Raw genomic sequence first — 14,187 nt, 5'->3', positions numbered from 1 at the left:
GCCGAACTGTCCGGCGGGGGCCGGGGGCGGGCCGAAACCGGCGGGCGGGCCGAAGCCTGCCGGGGCGGGCGGTGCGTCCTGTGGGCCGGGCACGGCTTCCGGGATGGTGGGCTGGGTCTGGCCGGGTCTGTCGGACGGCGGCTGGGGCTGAGTCATGGAGGTCCCCCCTCGGGATGGGAAAATCGCCCGGTGGCTTGAACCGGGCACGTCAGGTGACGGCGCACAGTAGCAGTGCGGATCGACGAGCGGACAGTCACTTCTTCGCGGCCCCCACCCCCAGCACCGCCAACTCCCGCACCGGGAGCGCCGGTACGCGTTCGAGCACGCCACCTGCGAAAACGTCGTACAGCGGCAGCGACTCCAGGTGCACGTAACCGATGTGGCAGTCACAGGCCGCGCGCGGGCAGGCCCTCGGCCGCAACCCGGCGCGGAACGAGCCGTCGTACAGGTTTCCCAGCGGCTCGGGCACGAAGTGGCAGCGCCGCACCGTGCCCTCTCCGTCGACCGAGAGGACGGACTCGCCGGTGCGGCAGGGCAGGCCCGCGCTGCGGTGCGGATGACGGCTGTACGGGAAGAGCGGGTCGAGCGCGGCCCACTCGGCGGCCTCGGCGTCGGTGTACGTACGTCCCTCGGCGGCGTTGACCCACAGGTAGACATGCCCGGGAAGTTCCGCGCGCAGCCGCCGCGCCGCGTCGAGGTGCTCGGGCAGGCCCACGATGCCGACGCTGTACCTGACCGAACGCCCGCTCAGCTCATGGCACTTGGCGAGGAAGCGGTCGTACGGGGTCTGGCCCGGGTGGTACGTGCACCACAGCGCGAGCGTGTCCGGGTCCGCCGCCGAGGTCCACTCGGTGCGGCAGCTCAGATTGGTCTGGATCGCGACGCGCTCCACGTGCGGCAGGTGCGAGAGCGCGGTGAGCGTGTCCCGGTACCACGAACGCACGAGCCCTTCGCCCCACGGCGTGAACAGGACCGATATCCGGTCCTCGCGTTGCTCGGTCACCCACGTCGCGAACCGCTCCAACGCGGCATGGTCGGCGCGCAGTTGCTCGCGGCTGTCGCGCCGCTTCGCGAACGGGCAGTACGGGCAGTCGTAATCGCAGGAGGCGAGCGGCCCCCGGTAGAGCAGGGTCAGGTCCACGTCCGTCTCACCTCCTCTCGTACGCGGCCATCGCGGCCCGTACCGCCGGGGAGAACAGCCGGGGCCCGACCGCGTCCGAGTGCGCGAGGCCCTCCGGGGTCAGACGCAGGACGCCCGTCTCCTGTTCGTCGAGCCACCCCTTCGCCGCGAACGCGGTCAGCTCGGCCGGGTAGTCCTCGGCCGGGTCCGTGCCGAAGCGCGCGCGGTACTCGGCGCGGTCCAGGCCCGCCGCCTGAAGGAGCGACTGGAGCAGGTGCCGGCGGCGCCGCTCGTCCGCGTCGATGACCCTCCCGTACTCGGCACGCGTGAAGTCGGCGGTCCCCACATACGCGTCGACGAGCGCGCGCACTTCGTGCGCCCCGACCGCGTAGTCGAAGGAGTAGTGCAGGTCACGGGTGTAGGAACGGGCGCCGCAGCCCAGGCCCGTCATGCCGTCGGTCTGGCACGCGTAGTCCTCGGGCCCCTCGGCGGGCGCATCAGCGCGACGGAAGGAGCGCATCGAGCCCTGCACGTACCCGTGGGCGAGGAGGTGGTCCCGGCCCGCTCGGTAGAGCCGCAGGCGGCGCGCGTCCCACTCGGGGTCGGGGCCGTCCGGCGTCCTGCGGCCGAGGCCGGTGAGCGGCCGCACGTACAGCGGGTACAGGTACAGCTCCTCGGGACGCCAGGCGAGCGCCGCGTCGAGCGAGCGCAGCCAACTCGCCTCCGTCTGCCCGTCGATGCCGTAGATGAGGTCGATGTTGAGGACCGGGAAGCCCGCCGCGCGGGCGTGCCCGAGCGCCGCTTCGACATCGGCACGGCGCTGCGGCCGTACGGCCGCGCGCGCCTCCGCCTCATCGAAGCTCTGCACACCGATGCTGAGCCGTGTCGTGCCGCGCGCGGCGAGCACGGCGAGCCGGTCCGGGGTCGCGGTCGCGGGCGACGTCTCGACCGAGAGCGGTATCGCGCCGAGCCGCGCGCCCATGCGGTGCTCCGCGATGTCGCACAGCCGCTCCAGCTCGGTGGCCGTCAGGAACGTCGGCGTCCCGCCCCCGAACGCCGCCGTCGAGTACCGCACGGGCCCCGCCTCGCCCAGCGCCTCGCGCACCGCGCCCGCCTGCCGCTCCAGCGCGTCGAGGTACGCGGTCGTCAGGCCCTCGGGCGCGCCGACCCGCGTGAAGAGGTTGCAGAAGCCGCAGCGCACCTCGCAGAAGGGGATGTGCAGGTAGAGCGAGAGCGCGTCCTTCGGCTCGGCGGCCCACAGCTCCGCGAGCGCCGGGCGTTCGGCGAGCCGGCGGTAGGCGGTCTTGTGCGGGTACGCGTAGACGTAACTCTCGTATGGAGTGGGAGCGTTCGTGTCGATGAGCGGAAGGGGGGCGGAGGAGGGGGCGAGGGTGGGGCTGGGGATCGGGCTGGGGCTCACGCGGCGGCTCCGGGGTCGGGGGCTTCTCCGGCATCGAGGAGGAAGTGGGCGTAGGGCACGGTCCACACCGACGGGTGGCCCAGGCGGTGCCCGGTGTAACCGTCCTCGCCGTAGGCCGTGCCGTGGTCGGAGCAGACGATCGCGAGGCAGGGACGTCGGCTGCTCGCGGCGGCGAAGAGCCGGCCCATGTGCCGGTCGACGTACTCCAGCGCCGCCGCGTGCGATTCCCGCGTGTCCCCGTGTGCCGCGTCGGCGCCCGGCAGGTGGTGCCAGTTGGGCTGGTGGAGCGCGGAGACGTTCACGAACAGGAAGAGCTTCCGCTCGCGCGGCAAACCCGCGACGACCTCCTCCGCCTTCGCGACCTGCGCCTCGAAACTCGTCGGCGAGGTGACCCCGAAGCCCGGCTCCCAGTGCGCCTCCGCGAAGAGCGAGGGCAGTACGGAGCCGAGCGCGGCGCGCTGGTTGAAGAAGCCGACCCCGCCGAGACACACCGTGTGATAACCGGCGTCGGCGAGCCCGGTGACGAGGTCGGGGGTGTCGAAGACCCAGGTGCGCGGCACCGTCGTCTCGCTCCCGCCGAAGCGCGCCGCGAAGAGCCGCGGGTGCGGCCCGGGGCTCGCGGGGGTCGGCAGGAACCCGGCGAAGATCGCCTGGTGCGAGGCGTACGTGAAGCTCCCCGGCGCGTGCCGCTCCTCCCAGCGCCCGCCGGGCAGGTGCCGCGCGAGGTGCGGGATGCGTCCTGCGGCGGCGAGTTCGGCGGCGACGTCGTGGCGGAGGGTGTCGAGGGTGACGAGGAGGAGGTCGTGCGTGCCGACGATCTCGTTCATGTCGAGGTCGGCCGAGACGGGAGCGGGGGCGGGAGCTGGGGTGGGAGCTGGGGTGGGAGCGGAGACGGAAGCGGGGACGCGGACGGGAGGTCCGCCCTCGGTGGTGCGGGGTTCTCCGGTGGTGCGGGGAGTGCTGGTCATGTGCGGTGCTTTCGGGGGGCCTGCGGTGCGGGGCGGGAGGGGGGTGCGGTGCGGGGTTCCGGAGGTGCGGGGCGATGTGGCGGGCAGTGCGGCCGTGCGGGGAGGTGCGGGAGGGGTGGTCGTGCGGGCGGGTTGGGCGTGTGTGCAGTGTGCGGGGTGGGTCCGCGCCGCTCAGGGGCGGGCGAGTGGGGTTGGCAGGGCGTCGGTGAAGGCGGGCAGGGCCGCGAGCTGGGCGCCGTACGTGTCGAGTCCCTCGGCGCCGCTGCCTGGTAGCCCCGTGAGGCCGGGGAGGAGATCACCGAAGGCGTTGACCTCGCCGACCGCGACCCGCGACCATCCGCGGGCGGGCAGCAGATCGACGCCGACGCTGAGTGTGCGGGGGAAGCAGGCAGCCGCGCGTTCGCACACCTCCAGCGCCTTCGTCCAGCCGAGGCCCGCCGCGTCGAAGGCGTTGCGGGCCGCTTCGAGGTCGCCGCGTCGGCCGCCGAGGTGGAGGTTGGTGAGCGGGCTGCCCCCGGTCCGTACGACGGCGTGCGTGGCGCGCCCGGCGACGACGAGGACCCGCAGATCGGCGCTGCGACCGGACTGCGTGGCCTTCGGCCACCACCGTTCCAGGTGCAGGCCCTCGGGTGCGAGCCGGTCGACGAGCGCGCCGATCTCCGTCTCGCTCCGCAGGGTGCGGGGCCGCAGCGAGTTGTGCAGTTCGCCGTCGGGCGCGGTCTCCACGGGGGTGACGGCGCGGATGCGGCCGGGGCCCGCCGAGTCGATCGCGAGCACACCGGAGGCGGAGGAGCCGTGCGCGGGTTTCACGAAGAGCCGGTTCAGGCCGTACCCGGCCATGAGGGCCCGCACGTCGTCCCAGCCCGTTACCGGGGCGGCGCCGCCCGATGTCGGGGAGTACGGGACGGGCAGGCCTGCCGCGTTCAGGTGGGCGTGGCAGTGGCGCTTGTCGAAGAGGACGGCGAGTTCGTCTGGATCGTCGAGCCGCCGTCCGCCGCGCAGGCCGGCGACGGCGTCGAGCAGTCCGGCGTACCACCGCGCCGATCCGCCGACCCTCGTCTGCGGGCCGGGTCCCCGCAACACCGTGTCCACCTCTGGGTTCTCGCCGGGCGAGTCGAGCCGTACGACCTCGTCGGGAGCGAACTCAACGCCACCCTCGGTGAGGACACGCAACCAGGGCACGACGCGGGGCGCTGGCAGCCCGGCCCGGCGCGCCGCCTCGGCGAGGAGACGTACGCGTCGGTTTTCCGGGTTGCCGACGACCGCGAGCGGCGGCCCGGTCCGTACGGGCGTCATCGCGCTGGTCACTCGCTCACGGAGACGAAACGGTGCGTGGTGTCGCCGTCGTCCCAGGAGTGGGCGTCCCCTTCGTCGAGGTCGAGCGCGACCCCGGCCGGCTCCAGCGCGGTGCGCAGCCGTTCCCGTACCTCGTCGGTCAGGAAGTTGTGGTGCAGGTCGAGGCTCCGAAGGTGCGTGAGGCGTGCCGCGGCGGCGAGAAGGGCCTCGGCGCCCCGGTCGCTGAGGACGCCGAGCGAGAGGTCGAGGCTGTCGAGCCGGTCGACCACGGGCGCGGCGGCGACGGCTTCGGCGATGAGGTCCTGCTGCTCACTGTCGCGGAGCCCGAGGTGGGTGAGGGCGGGAAGGCGCTCCCCGGAGAGCAGAGGGGCGAGGTCGGCGATGGTGCTGTCGCCGCCGTACGTGTCGACGCCGAGCCACAGTTCGAGGTGCGTGAGGGCGGGGAAGTCACTCGCGCCGACGCTCCGCACGACCGCCGCGGGCAGGCCGCCGGTCTCGATGGTGAGGCTGCGCAGGTTTTCGTGCCGTACCGGGGAGAGTGCGAGAGCTGCCCCGCCCCGTATGCCCAGCTCCTCCAACTCCGGGAAACCGGCGAAGAGACCGGTGACATCCGATTGCTGGATCCAGGAGATCTCGGCGTCCTCGCCCGTCATGTCGCCGAGGAAGAGGGCGCGCAGTGCGGGCAACTCCGCGCGGTGTTCCAGGAGTTTCTCGATGACCGTGGCGGAGCTGGACTCGTACGCCTCGCCCCAGGAGCCGACGACGAGCGCGCGCACCTCGGACAGGTCGACGTGCGAGCGGAAGCGGTCGAAGCACTCGGTCCAGCTCTCGACGGCCTCCCAGGGCTCCACGGCGAGCGACCACGCCACCGCGCCTGCCGCGGGCAGTTCCCGCATCGCCTTCTCGGCCGGGTCGCCGGACGCCTCCCGGAGCCGTGCCTCCTCGGGAGTCAGCTCATCGGCGGGGATCGGGGGTGCGGGGACGTGGTGAACGGGGAGGCCGTGGAAGGTCGTGAGGTGAGCGTGGATCGTCATGGGGCTTGCTCCGGATTCGGGCGCGGGGCTTGGGCAGGGCTGTGGCAAGGCCACGACCTGCTCGGACGCGAGTACGAGGTCGTGTGTTCAGTTCTACCAACGCCCTCTGACACCAAGAGCCTTCGACGGAGAATCTGTGGACAACTCCGCCGAACCCAAAATTCCTCTCACTCTTCGGAGTGAGAGGAATTCCAATTTCCCTCGGGTTATCCACAGATTTTCCGGGGCGGAGGGGTGGACGGGGTGGGGGGTGCCAGACTGGAAATGGGAAGGCCCCCCAGGGAGGGTGGGGACTGTGCTGGGGGTGCGAACTGGCCGGGCGGACTGCGCCGCGGGTGGGGCAGCGCCTGGGGGAGTGACCGGTGTGGGTGCTTGCCCGGTGAGGGGACTGTCCCGGCGCGTGGGCTGCCCGATGTGAGGACTGTCCCAGCCTGGGACCGCCCACGGGGGGCTGCTCACGGGGCTGCTCAGGGGCGGGCCGGCTCACCCCTAGGGAAGGTCCGGGCGGCCCAAGGCCTCGGAACTGCCCCAGGGGTGGGGGCTGCCCGGAACAGCCGGTCCGGGGGGCGGGGGCTGCTCAGGAGAGGGCCAGTCCGCCCGAGGGGAAGTGAGGACTGCTCAGGGGTAGGGCTTGCCTGTGGGGCGGCTTGCCCGGGGTGGGCTGGTCCGGCGTTGCCCGCGCTCGCAGCCCCCGCGCCCGCGCACCACCCCCGTACCTCGCCCCGCAGCAGCAGCCCCCGCCCGCACATAGCGCCGCCCCATCACCCCCGCCCCATCGCCCCCTCCGCCGGCGCGTCCCTCACTTCCCCGTGTAGTCCTCCCCCAGCACCACCGACACCGGCGCGTTGCCGCTGACCTTGCCCTTCTTGACCGCCGCGTCCTTGAGGCCCAGCGTGCGGGCGATCTCCACGGCCTTGCCCTTGTTCTCCTCGTCGGCATACGTGACGGCCGAGTCGGCGACCGTGTCCGTGCTGCTGCCGTCGACGAAGGTGTAGCCGCCGTTGACGAGGCTGACGCGGGCCTTCTGGGCGAGGTCCTTCTTCCCCGTGGCGTTGCGCACGGCCACGCGGGTGTCGTCCTCGGAGGCGCCGCCGCCGGTCTTGCCCGTGCCGCCGAGCACATCCTTGACGATCTTCTGGTTCGTCGCCTCGGTGAGCGTGCCGTCCTTCTCGACCGGCAGGACCGTGCTCGTGTAGTCGCCGCCCTTGGCGAGATCGGAGAGCTTGGCGAGGAAGGCGCCGAGGTCCTTGTCGGTGAGCGGCGGGTCGAGGATCTGCGCGAGCGACTGGATCGTGAGGGTCGCCGACTGCTGGTCGCTGGAGATCTTCCGCAGGATGCCGCGCATGACGTCCGCGAACCGCTTGAGCTGCGCGCTCTCCGGCTCGCCCTTCGCCTGGTACGTGGCGTAGGCGACGGCCATCGCGCCGCTGAGGCTCTGCGCCTCGCCCTTGTGGACGAGCGGGTCGCCGCCCTTCTTCTTCGGGTCGGGCACGGCCGCGTCGGTGTCGACCTCGATGGTGCCCACCAGGTCGACGAGGTTGCTGAGGTAGGGGGTGTCGAGCCGCCAGGAGCCCTGGATCTTCGTGCCGAGGAGCCCGTCGAGCGCGTCGCTCGTGCCGCTGGAGCCGTCGTCCGAGACCGATGCGCCGAGCGTCGTGTCGTTGCCGTCCTCGTCGGTGAGCGCGAGGTCCTTGGGCAGCAGGACCGCGTAACCGTGCTTCGTCGTGGTGTTGTCCACGAGCAGCATCGTCGAGGAGGCGCCGTCCTTCTTCGTGTTGCGCAGGTGGACCACGAGCACGTCGCGGTTCTGCGGGCCGCCCGCGTCGGCCGCTCCGGAGTCCGAGCCGGAGGAACCGGGGAGCTTCCCCGCGTACCAGAGGTAGCCGAGGCCGCCCACGACGACGAGGGCGAGGACCACGACGAGCGCGAGGACGCGGCTGCGTCCCCTGCGGCGTGCCTCCTCGCGGCGCTCGCTGCGGCTCTCGCTGAACTTCAGCCAGTCGATGACGTCTTCGGACTGCTCGGTGGGCTCCTCGATGAAGGAGAACATCTCCGTGCGGTAGTCGCGCGAGTCCTCGCCGGGGCCGGGACCGCCGGAGGCCGTCTGGAGGGGCTGCGGGGGCGCGTCGGTGCGCGGGAGTTCACCGCTCGGCGGGCCCTCGGGAGGCGCGGGCTGCTGCTGCGGAATCCACGCCTTCGGCTCCTCGACACGCGTGTCGGGCGCCTGCCGCCGCTCGTACGTGTCCGGCGCCTGCTGCCCCTCGTAGGTGCCCGGTGCCTGCTGCCGCTCGTGAGCGCCGGGCGCCTGCGGGACCGCCGGGTTGCCGTAGCCGGGGCTGTCGTAACCGGGGCCGCTGTAAACGGAGTTGCCGTAGCCCTGGCTGTCGTAGCCGGTGTTCCCGTAGTCCTGGTAACCGGCCTGCGGCTGCCCCTGCTGCTGGGCGTCGTACGTGCCGTAGGCGTCGTAGCCGTAGCCGCCGTCCTGCGGGGGCTGGGGGGGCGCGGGCTGCTGCCGGCCGGTCTGCTGCTGGGCCTGCTGGTAGACGGGGCGGCCGTACGCGTCGTAGCCGACGAGTTCGTACGGACCGGAGCCCTGGCCGCTCTGCCCGTTGCCGTAGGGGTCCCCCTCGTACGGCGGGTACGGGTTGTCTCGGTCGTTCACCGGTGCCCCTCTCGGCTACGCGCCGCGGTACAGCTGTCGCTTGTCGATGTAACGCACCACGCCGTCCGGAACCAAGTACCAGACCGGCGCTCCCCGCGCCACTCTCGCCCGGCAGTCCGTCGACGAGATCGCGAGCGCGGGGACCTCCACGAGGGAGACCCCGCCCGCCGGCAGTCCCGCGTCCGTGAGCTGGTGGCCCGGGCGGGTGACGCCGATGAAGTGGGCGAGCGAGAAGAGTTGCTCGGCGTCGCGCCACGTGAGGATCTGGCCGAGCGCGTCGGCCCCGGTGATGAAGAAGAGCTCGGTCCCGGGGTTGAGCGTGCGCAGATCCCGCAGTGTGTCATTGGTGTAGGTGGGCCCGCCGCGGTCGATGTCGATCCGGCTGACCGAGAACTGCGGGTTCTCGGCGGTGGCGATGACCGTCATGAGGTAGCGGTCCTCGGCGGGGCTGACCCGCTTCTCGCTCTTCTGCCAGGGCTGTCCCGTGGGCACGAAGACGACCTCGTCGAGGTCGAACTGCATCGCGACCTCGCTCGCCGCCACGAGGTGCCCGTGGTGGATCGGGTCGAACGTGCCGCCCATGACGCCGAGCCGGCGTCGCCTGTTGCTGATGGAGCCGCTCGCCGGGCTGCTGACCGGGCCAGTGGGCATGTCCTGCTCTCCCATGCGTGCAGAGCCTACTGTCCCGGCCGGGCGGCCCCCTCCGCGGCCGTTCAGCGGTCGCGGTTGAAGCGCGTGGTGATCCACAGCAGGAGGAGGAGCGCGAAGAGCGCGCCGCCGCCGGTCAGGTAGGGGCTGAGGCTTTCGTGGTTGCCGCCGTGCTCGCCCTCGGCGAGGGGGAGCAGCTGGATCGCGGTGCTGGAGAGGCTCATCGTCGGCAGGACCAATCGCGAGGTGAGAGGGGGGTAAGTGCGCGCCCATCGTATGCGGGCCGCTTCCGGGCGCTCACGCCGACTCAGTTCCTGCGGGTACGAGGCGTCCGCCGAATGGCGAGCCCTCGTCAGGCCCGGCGCTCGGCGCACCGCGCCGGGGTCAGTCCTCAGACGGGGACCGCTCGCCCGTCCCGGCGGAGCGGGGCGTCTCGGCGGCGGGGGCGGCGCCGGGGGTGCGGCGCGTGCCCGCGCCGGAGGCCGCCTCACCCGTACGGTCCGTACCGCCCGCGGTCCCCGCGTTCGCGGCGCGGCTCGCCGGGACCCGCTCCGCCCGGGGCTCCCGGGCGTCGCGCGGCTCGTTCCCCTGCCGGTAGCCGCGCAGCAGGAACCACGCGAGGAGGATCGCCCCGATCACCATGACGATCAGGACGGTGCGCAGGAAGTTCCCCGGGCCTGGCTGGTTCGAGATCACCGCGAGCAGGTGCTCGTGGCGGATTCCGGGTGTGCTGTGCGTCATGGGGGTGGCTCCTTCGTGTACCGCGGCGGCCCCACGCTAGACGCAGGCCCTTGGCCGCCTGTGCGCGCCCCGCCCCGTTTTCCTCTCCCATGACCTCCTTGAGCGCTCCGAGACCGTGGGAGCAGGCGAAAGCCCGGCCCGCGCCCCACCACCGCCCACGCCCGGCAGCCGTCCACGCCCCCACCCCGCAGGCGCCCGCGCCCCCACCCCGCCCGCTTCCCCGCCGCTCATCTTCCCTCCAGCGCCCGCTGCAGCTCGGTCGCGAAGGGCCGCACGTCGCCCTCCCACATCGCGTCCACCCGCTGCTGGATCTCCCGCGTCACCGCCGCGTAGTACGGCGTGACCGGGCGGGGGCGGGCGTCCTCCAGGGCGGCGCGCAGTGCCCTGTCGTACGCGCGGCGGAAGTCGGCGGGAAGCTCGGTGCCGTGCGGCGCGGCGCCCCCGACATACTTCGCGGCGTCGCACTCGCCCACGTGGGCGGAGCGGCGCGCGGGGACGAAGCCGCCGTCGCGCAGACAGCGCTCGGCGCCGGGGCTCGTGAGGTGGGCGAGGAGGTCGCGGGCGAGGGCGTCGTGGCCGCTGCCCGCGACGACGGCGAGGTTCTGGCCTCCGAGCGCGGCCGCCGAGCCGCCCGTCCTGGTGCGTGGCAGCTGGGTGACGCCGTAGCGCGGGCGGTTCTCGCCCGTGCCCCGCTTCTCGGCCTGGGCGAGCTGCACGGCGGCGAAGGGCCAGTCGCGGAGCATGAGCGCGTGGCCGGACAGGAAGCTCTCCAGGCTGCTCTGCTCGTTCAGGTGCCGGGAGGAGGCGCCGATGACAGGCAGCCCCGGGCCGCTCTCCTCGTCACCGGCGGCCTTGACGAGGTCGAGCAGTCCCGCGGTCGCCCTGGGCTCGTCCACGGTCACCTTCGCCTGCTCCCCCTCGCCCGAGACGATCTCGCCGCCCGCGCGCCACACCGCCTCGGCCGCGTTGACGGTGAGTCCCTCGTACGGTTCGAGCTGCGTCAGCAGTCCCGCGCGCACGTCCCGGTCACGCTCGCGCCGGAAGTTCCTGACGGTCTCGGTCAGCGCGTCCCACGTGGCGAGTCCGCCGGGGCCGATCAGGTCGGCGCGGTAGAAGAGCAGGCCCACGTCGGTGTTCCAGGGCACGGCCCAGTTCTCGTCGCCGTAGCGCACGCCCTTGCTCGCGGCCGGCCAGAAGTCGTCGCCGCCGGGGTCGACGGGGGTGATGAGGCGCTGCGCGGCGAACTCGGCGGTCCAGGTGACGTCGAGGTTGACGAGGTCGTAGCAGTAGGGGTTGCCCGCCTGGAGCGAGGCGACGAGCTGGCTGCGCTGGCCGTCCGCCGTGTCCGGGAGCTGGACGATCCGGACCGGGACGTTCCGTTCCTCGGCCCAGTGCTGGATGAGCAGCGCGCGGATGCCGGTGCCGGTGAGGTCGCTGCCGGTCGCGATGCGCAGGATGTCGTCCCGGGGGTGGCAGGCGGCGGAGCCGGGCGCCGGGGTCTCCTCGTGCCGCCAGGAGCAGGCGGCGGCGAGCAGGCACAGGACGAGGGCGAGCACGAGCCGTGCGCGGGGCCGCGGCGCCCGCACCCTCGCCCTGCCCGGGACCGCCCCCGGCCGGGTCCGCGCGCCCCGCCCCTCCCCCGTCCGCGCGCCCGCCCCGCACCCCGGCCGCCGCCCGGTCCGTGCCGCGCTCCGCCCATCCCGCGTCCCGCGCCCGTCCCGCCTCCCGCGTCCGTCCACCGTGCTCAGTCCTCCCCCTCGTCCAGGGCCGTGACGGTGCGGCTGAGCGCGGCGGCGAGTTCCGGGCCGAGCCGGGTGCAGCCGCCGCCCGAGTACCGCGCGACGGTGTCGGCCTCGTAACCGCTCGCGCAGCCCTCGGGGCGGGTGGCCACGACGTGGACGGGCGCGCCCTCGACGCGGCCGAGCCGCGCCGCCACGTCGGCGAGCGCGTCGAGCTGGGGTCGCTTGCCCTCGCGATAGTCGCCGTCCGTGACCAGCAGCACGGCGTACTGGTGCGGCGCCTCGTCGCCGGGCGTGCTCCTGTCGGCCTCCTTGGCGGCCGCGATGTCGCCGCGGACCGTGCCGAGCACGCTCACGAGGTCCGCCTGGCGGTCTTTGTTGACGTCCTTCGCCCCCAGCTTCAGCTTCTGCGTGCCCTTGGCCTGCCAGGGGCTGTCGCGCAGCGTGCTGCCCTCGCCGTCCTTTCCGGTCGGGAAGACGCGCACCTGGTAGCGGGCCTTGCCGCCGAGGTGACCGAGTGCCTCGTCGACGGCGGCCCGCGCGCCGGTGAGCTTGCTGTCCTCGGCCATCGAGCGCGAGACGTCGAAGACGACCTCGACCCGGAGTTCGGGGTGCGCGGCGCGGTAGGCGTTGAGCTGGTCCGCGACGTGCCGGGGGTCGAGCCGCACGTTCTCCTCGCGCGCCGCGGGGTCGAGGTGCGCGGTGGTGAGGGCGTTCTTCCCCGCCTCGGACGTGACCCAGGTGAGGAAGTGCTCGATCTCGTCGGCGCGCGCCGCGTCCTCGTCCGTGCCGACGCGCACGAGCGGGTGGTCGAGCGCGGGCGCTCCCGCCACACGGTAGGCGCGCAAGGGGGTGTCGGGGTCCTCGGCGGGGTGGCGTTCGCAGTCGACGGCCTTGAAGGCGCGGGTCGCGCGCAGGGTGGTGAGCGCACCTGCGTAGTGCGGGGCGGGCCGGCGCGCGAGGAGGGCGCACAGGGCGTCGTTCCCGTCGAGCACGGACCCGCCGCCCGCGATCAGGGTGCGTTCCCGCGCGTCGCGCTCGGCCGGGGGGATCGTCGGGGTCCCGGTCCGGTACGTGAAGGACTCGCCGCGCTCGCCCCCGGGGTCCGCGTGCCCGGCCGGGGGGATGTCGTGACCCATGCCGAGGTAGTGGACGAGGCCGGTCCCGGAGAGGGCCGGGCTGGGGCGCAGGAGGCGCGCGTGGTCCTTGAGCCCGGTCAGGGCGTGGCGCAGGGCCGGCCAGTCGACGGTGCCGACGCGGCCGGGCCCGGGGTCGGGCAGTCCGAGCCGCTCGCCGCCGTCCGCGGTGACGGTCAGGACGGGCAGGTCGCGGGCGATGTGGACGGGCGTGGAGAAGTGCGTGTCGGGGCCGCGCACCCGGTCGAGGTCGGCGCTCGACGGGAGGAGGAGCAGGTCGGGCTGGGGGCCCGCGGCGCTGAGCAGGTTGTTCGCGCCCTCGCTCCAGCCCTGCGGGTCGCGGAAGCCCTCGGCGAGGGCGTCGAGCCCCGCGCCGGTGACGCTGACGCGGCCGCGGTGGCAGGAGGTGCCGAAGGCGGATGCCTCGTAGGCGGTGGCGACGTCGGTCATCGCCGCGGCCTCCTCGGGCGCGGTGGCGAGCCGGAGTTCGACGGGAGGGGCGCAGGGGGTCTCCGGTCCGCCGCGTACGAGGGCGTAGACGCCGCTCGCGGCGAGGAGCGCGAGGATCGTGGCGGCCGTGAACAGGCGCCATCTCGGTATTCCACTGATCCAGTGCCACAAGCGCGCGAGCGGTCCGGGATCGGCGGTGTCGTCCTCGGCCGGCGGGGAGGCGGGCGGGAGTGTGTCGAGGGGGCGGGTCAGGCGGGTGCTGGCGCCGTCGCCGCTGGAGAACTCCTCCGGCTTCCAGGGGAAGACCGTGGCGGGCGGCTGTTTTTTCGCGAGGTCCTTGAGCGCCTTGCCGAGCCCGTGGACGGTGAGGGGGTGGCCGGGCGGCCCGGGAGCGCGCAGGACTTCGGCGAGGGCCGCGGTGAAGGGGGTGACGCCGCCGTCCTCGCCGGCGGTGACGCGCTGGCGCTGGCGGGCGGAGGTGAGGAAGGAGAGGTTGCGGCCCTCGCGGAGCAGGTGGTGTGTCAGGTTTCCCGAGTAGCACGTGTCGAGGACGAGGACGACGCGTTCGCTGTCGCCCGCGAGGGCCCAGGTGACGAGGTCTTCGAGGGCGACAGCGGTCGAGGCGACGTGCGCCGGGTCGGTCTCGCTCACCGTGAGGTAGAGGCGGTCCTGGAGCGGATCGGCGCCGAACACGAGGCGGCCGTGGCCGACGTAGTAGAGGAGGAAGAGGGCGGGCGCGGAGCGTGCGGCGAGGTTGACGGCGCTCTCGATGTCGCCCGCTCGCGCGGGGGAGCGCAGTCTTCGGATGCCCGCGCCCTTCGTCCCCCGGAAGAGCGCGTGCGGCGGCTCGGTGAGGGCCTCGTACACGGCGTCGACGCTCGCGTCCGCCTGTCCGGGCCGCAGCAGGAGGTCCGCGCCGTGGTAGGTGTCGACGCCGATGAGCAGGGCGCGCATACGGGGCGCCTTCGCCATG

General features: G+C 73.6%; 11 protein-coding genes. All 11 read right to left on the bottom strand.

What is annotated here, in order from left to right:
- Positions 1-253: 253 nt before the first annotated feature.
- Entirely contained in the window at positions 254-1,141 is an 888-nt protein-coding gene (locus IF99_RS0122760) for an STM4011 family radical SAM protein (RefSeq protein WP_030998728.1), read from the bottom strand.
- A gap of 7 nt (positions 1,142-1,148) precedes the next feature.
- A complete protein-coding gene (locus IF99_RS0122755; RefSeq protein ID WP_030998723.1) occupies positions 1,149-2,480 on the bottom strand; it encodes an STM4012 family radical SAM protein in 1,332 nt (443 codons plus the stop codon).
- Positions 2,481-2,536: 56 nt separating this feature from the next.
- A complete protein-coding gene (locus IF99_RS0122750) occupies positions 2,537-3,367 on the bottom strand; it encodes an STM4013/SEN3800 family hydrolase (protein WP_030998721.1) in 831 nt (276 codons plus the stop codon).
- A gap of 312 nt (positions 3,368-3,679) precedes the next feature.
- Positions 3,680-4,816 carry an STM4014 family protein gene (locus IF99_RS0122745; protein WP_420705709.1) on the bottom strand — a complete coding sequence of 379 codons (1,137 nt, stop codon included), beginning with the start codon at positions 4,814-4,816 and terminating at the stop codon, positions 3,680-3,682.
- On the bottom strand, positions 4,813-5,838 hold the full coding sequence (locus IF99_RS0122740) for an STM4015 family protein (RefSeq protein ID WP_030998718.1): 1,026 nt from the start codon (positions 5,836-5,838) through the stop codon (positions 4,813-4,815). Before IF99_RS0122740 ends, IF99_RS0122745 begins: the two co-directional genes overlap by 4 nt.
- A 799-nt stretch (positions 5,839-6,637) precedes the next feature.
- Positions 6,638-8,500, bottom strand: a complete 1,863-nt coding sequence (locus tag IF99_RS0122735; RefSeq protein WP_030998716.1) for an LCP family protein — start codon at positions 8,498-8,500, stop codon at positions 6,638-6,640.
- A gap of 15 nt (positions 8,501-8,515) precedes the next feature.
- Entirely contained in the window at positions 8,516-9,166 is a 651-nt protein-coding gene (gene nadD, locus IF99_RS0122730) for a nicotinate-nucleotide adenylyltransferase (RefSeq protein ID WP_030998714.1), read from the bottom strand.
- A gap of 47 nt (positions 9,167-9,213) precedes the next feature.
- Positions 9,214-9,372 (bottom strand): hypothetical protein, encoded by a 159-nt coding sequence (locus IF99_RS34435; protein WP_010286342.1) that lies wholly within the window; start codon positions 9,370-9,372, stop codon positions 9,214-9,216.
- Between the two features lie 160 nt (positions 9,373-9,532).
- Positions 9,533-9,889 carry a hypothetical protein gene (locus IF99_RS0122720; protein WP_030998702.1) on the bottom strand — a complete coding sequence of 119 codons (357 nt, stop codon included), beginning with the start codon at positions 9,887-9,889 and terminating at the stop codon, positions 9,533-9,535.
- Positions 9,890-10,116: 227 nt separating this feature from the next.
- Positions 10,117-11,445, bottom strand: coding sequence for an extracellular solute-binding protein (locus IF99_RS0122715; RefSeq protein WP_234340815.1), 1,329 nt, complete (start codon positions 11,443-11,445; stop codon positions 10,117-10,119).
- Positions 11,446-11,633: 188 nt separating this feature from the next.
- The gene (locus IF99_RS0122710; protein WP_030998695.1) at positions 11,634-14,186 is read right to left on the bottom strand and encodes a substrate-binding domain-containing protein; all 2,553 of its coding nucleotides are present in this window, start codon (positions 14,184-14,186) and stop codon (positions 11,634-11,636) included.
- Position 14,187: the final 1 nt, after the last annotated feature.

Origin of the sequence: Streptomyces sp. NRRL F-5630, assembly GCF_000719475.1 — a bacterium.
GTDB lineage: Bacteria > Actinomycetota > Actinomycetes > Streptomycetales > Streptomycetaceae > Streptomyces.
This window is presented reverse-complemented; position numbering and strand designations above follow the sequence as displayed.

What these genes read in the sequence shown, in the direction of transcription:
- IF99_RS0122750 (WP_030998721.1), bottom strand. Translation starts at nt 3,367, where the DNA reads ATGAACGAGATCGTCGGCACGCACGACCTCCTCCTCGTCACCCTCGAC.
- IF99_RS0122740 (WP_030998718.1), bottom strand. Translation starts at nt 5,838, where the DNA reads ATGACGATCCACGCTCACCTCACGACCTTCCACGGCCTCCCCGTTCAC.
- nadD (WP_030998714.1), bottom strand. Translation starts at nt 9,166, where the DNA reads ATGGGAGAGCAGGACATGCCCACTGGCCCGGTCAGCAGCCCGGCGAGC.
- IF99_RS34435 (WP_010286342.1), bottom strand. Translation starts at nt 9,372, where the DNA reads ATGAGCCTCTCCAGCACCGCGATCCAGCTGCTCCCCCTCGCCGAGGGC.
- IF99_RS0122720 (WP_030998702.1), bottom strand. Translation starts at nt 9,889, where the DNA reads ATGACGCACAGCACACCCGGAATCCGCCACGAGCACCTGCTCGCGGTG.
- IF99_RS0122710 (WP_030998695.1), bottom strand. Translation starts at nt 14,186, where the DNA reads ATGGCGAAGGCGCCCCGTATGCGCGCCCTGCTCATCGGCGTCGACACC.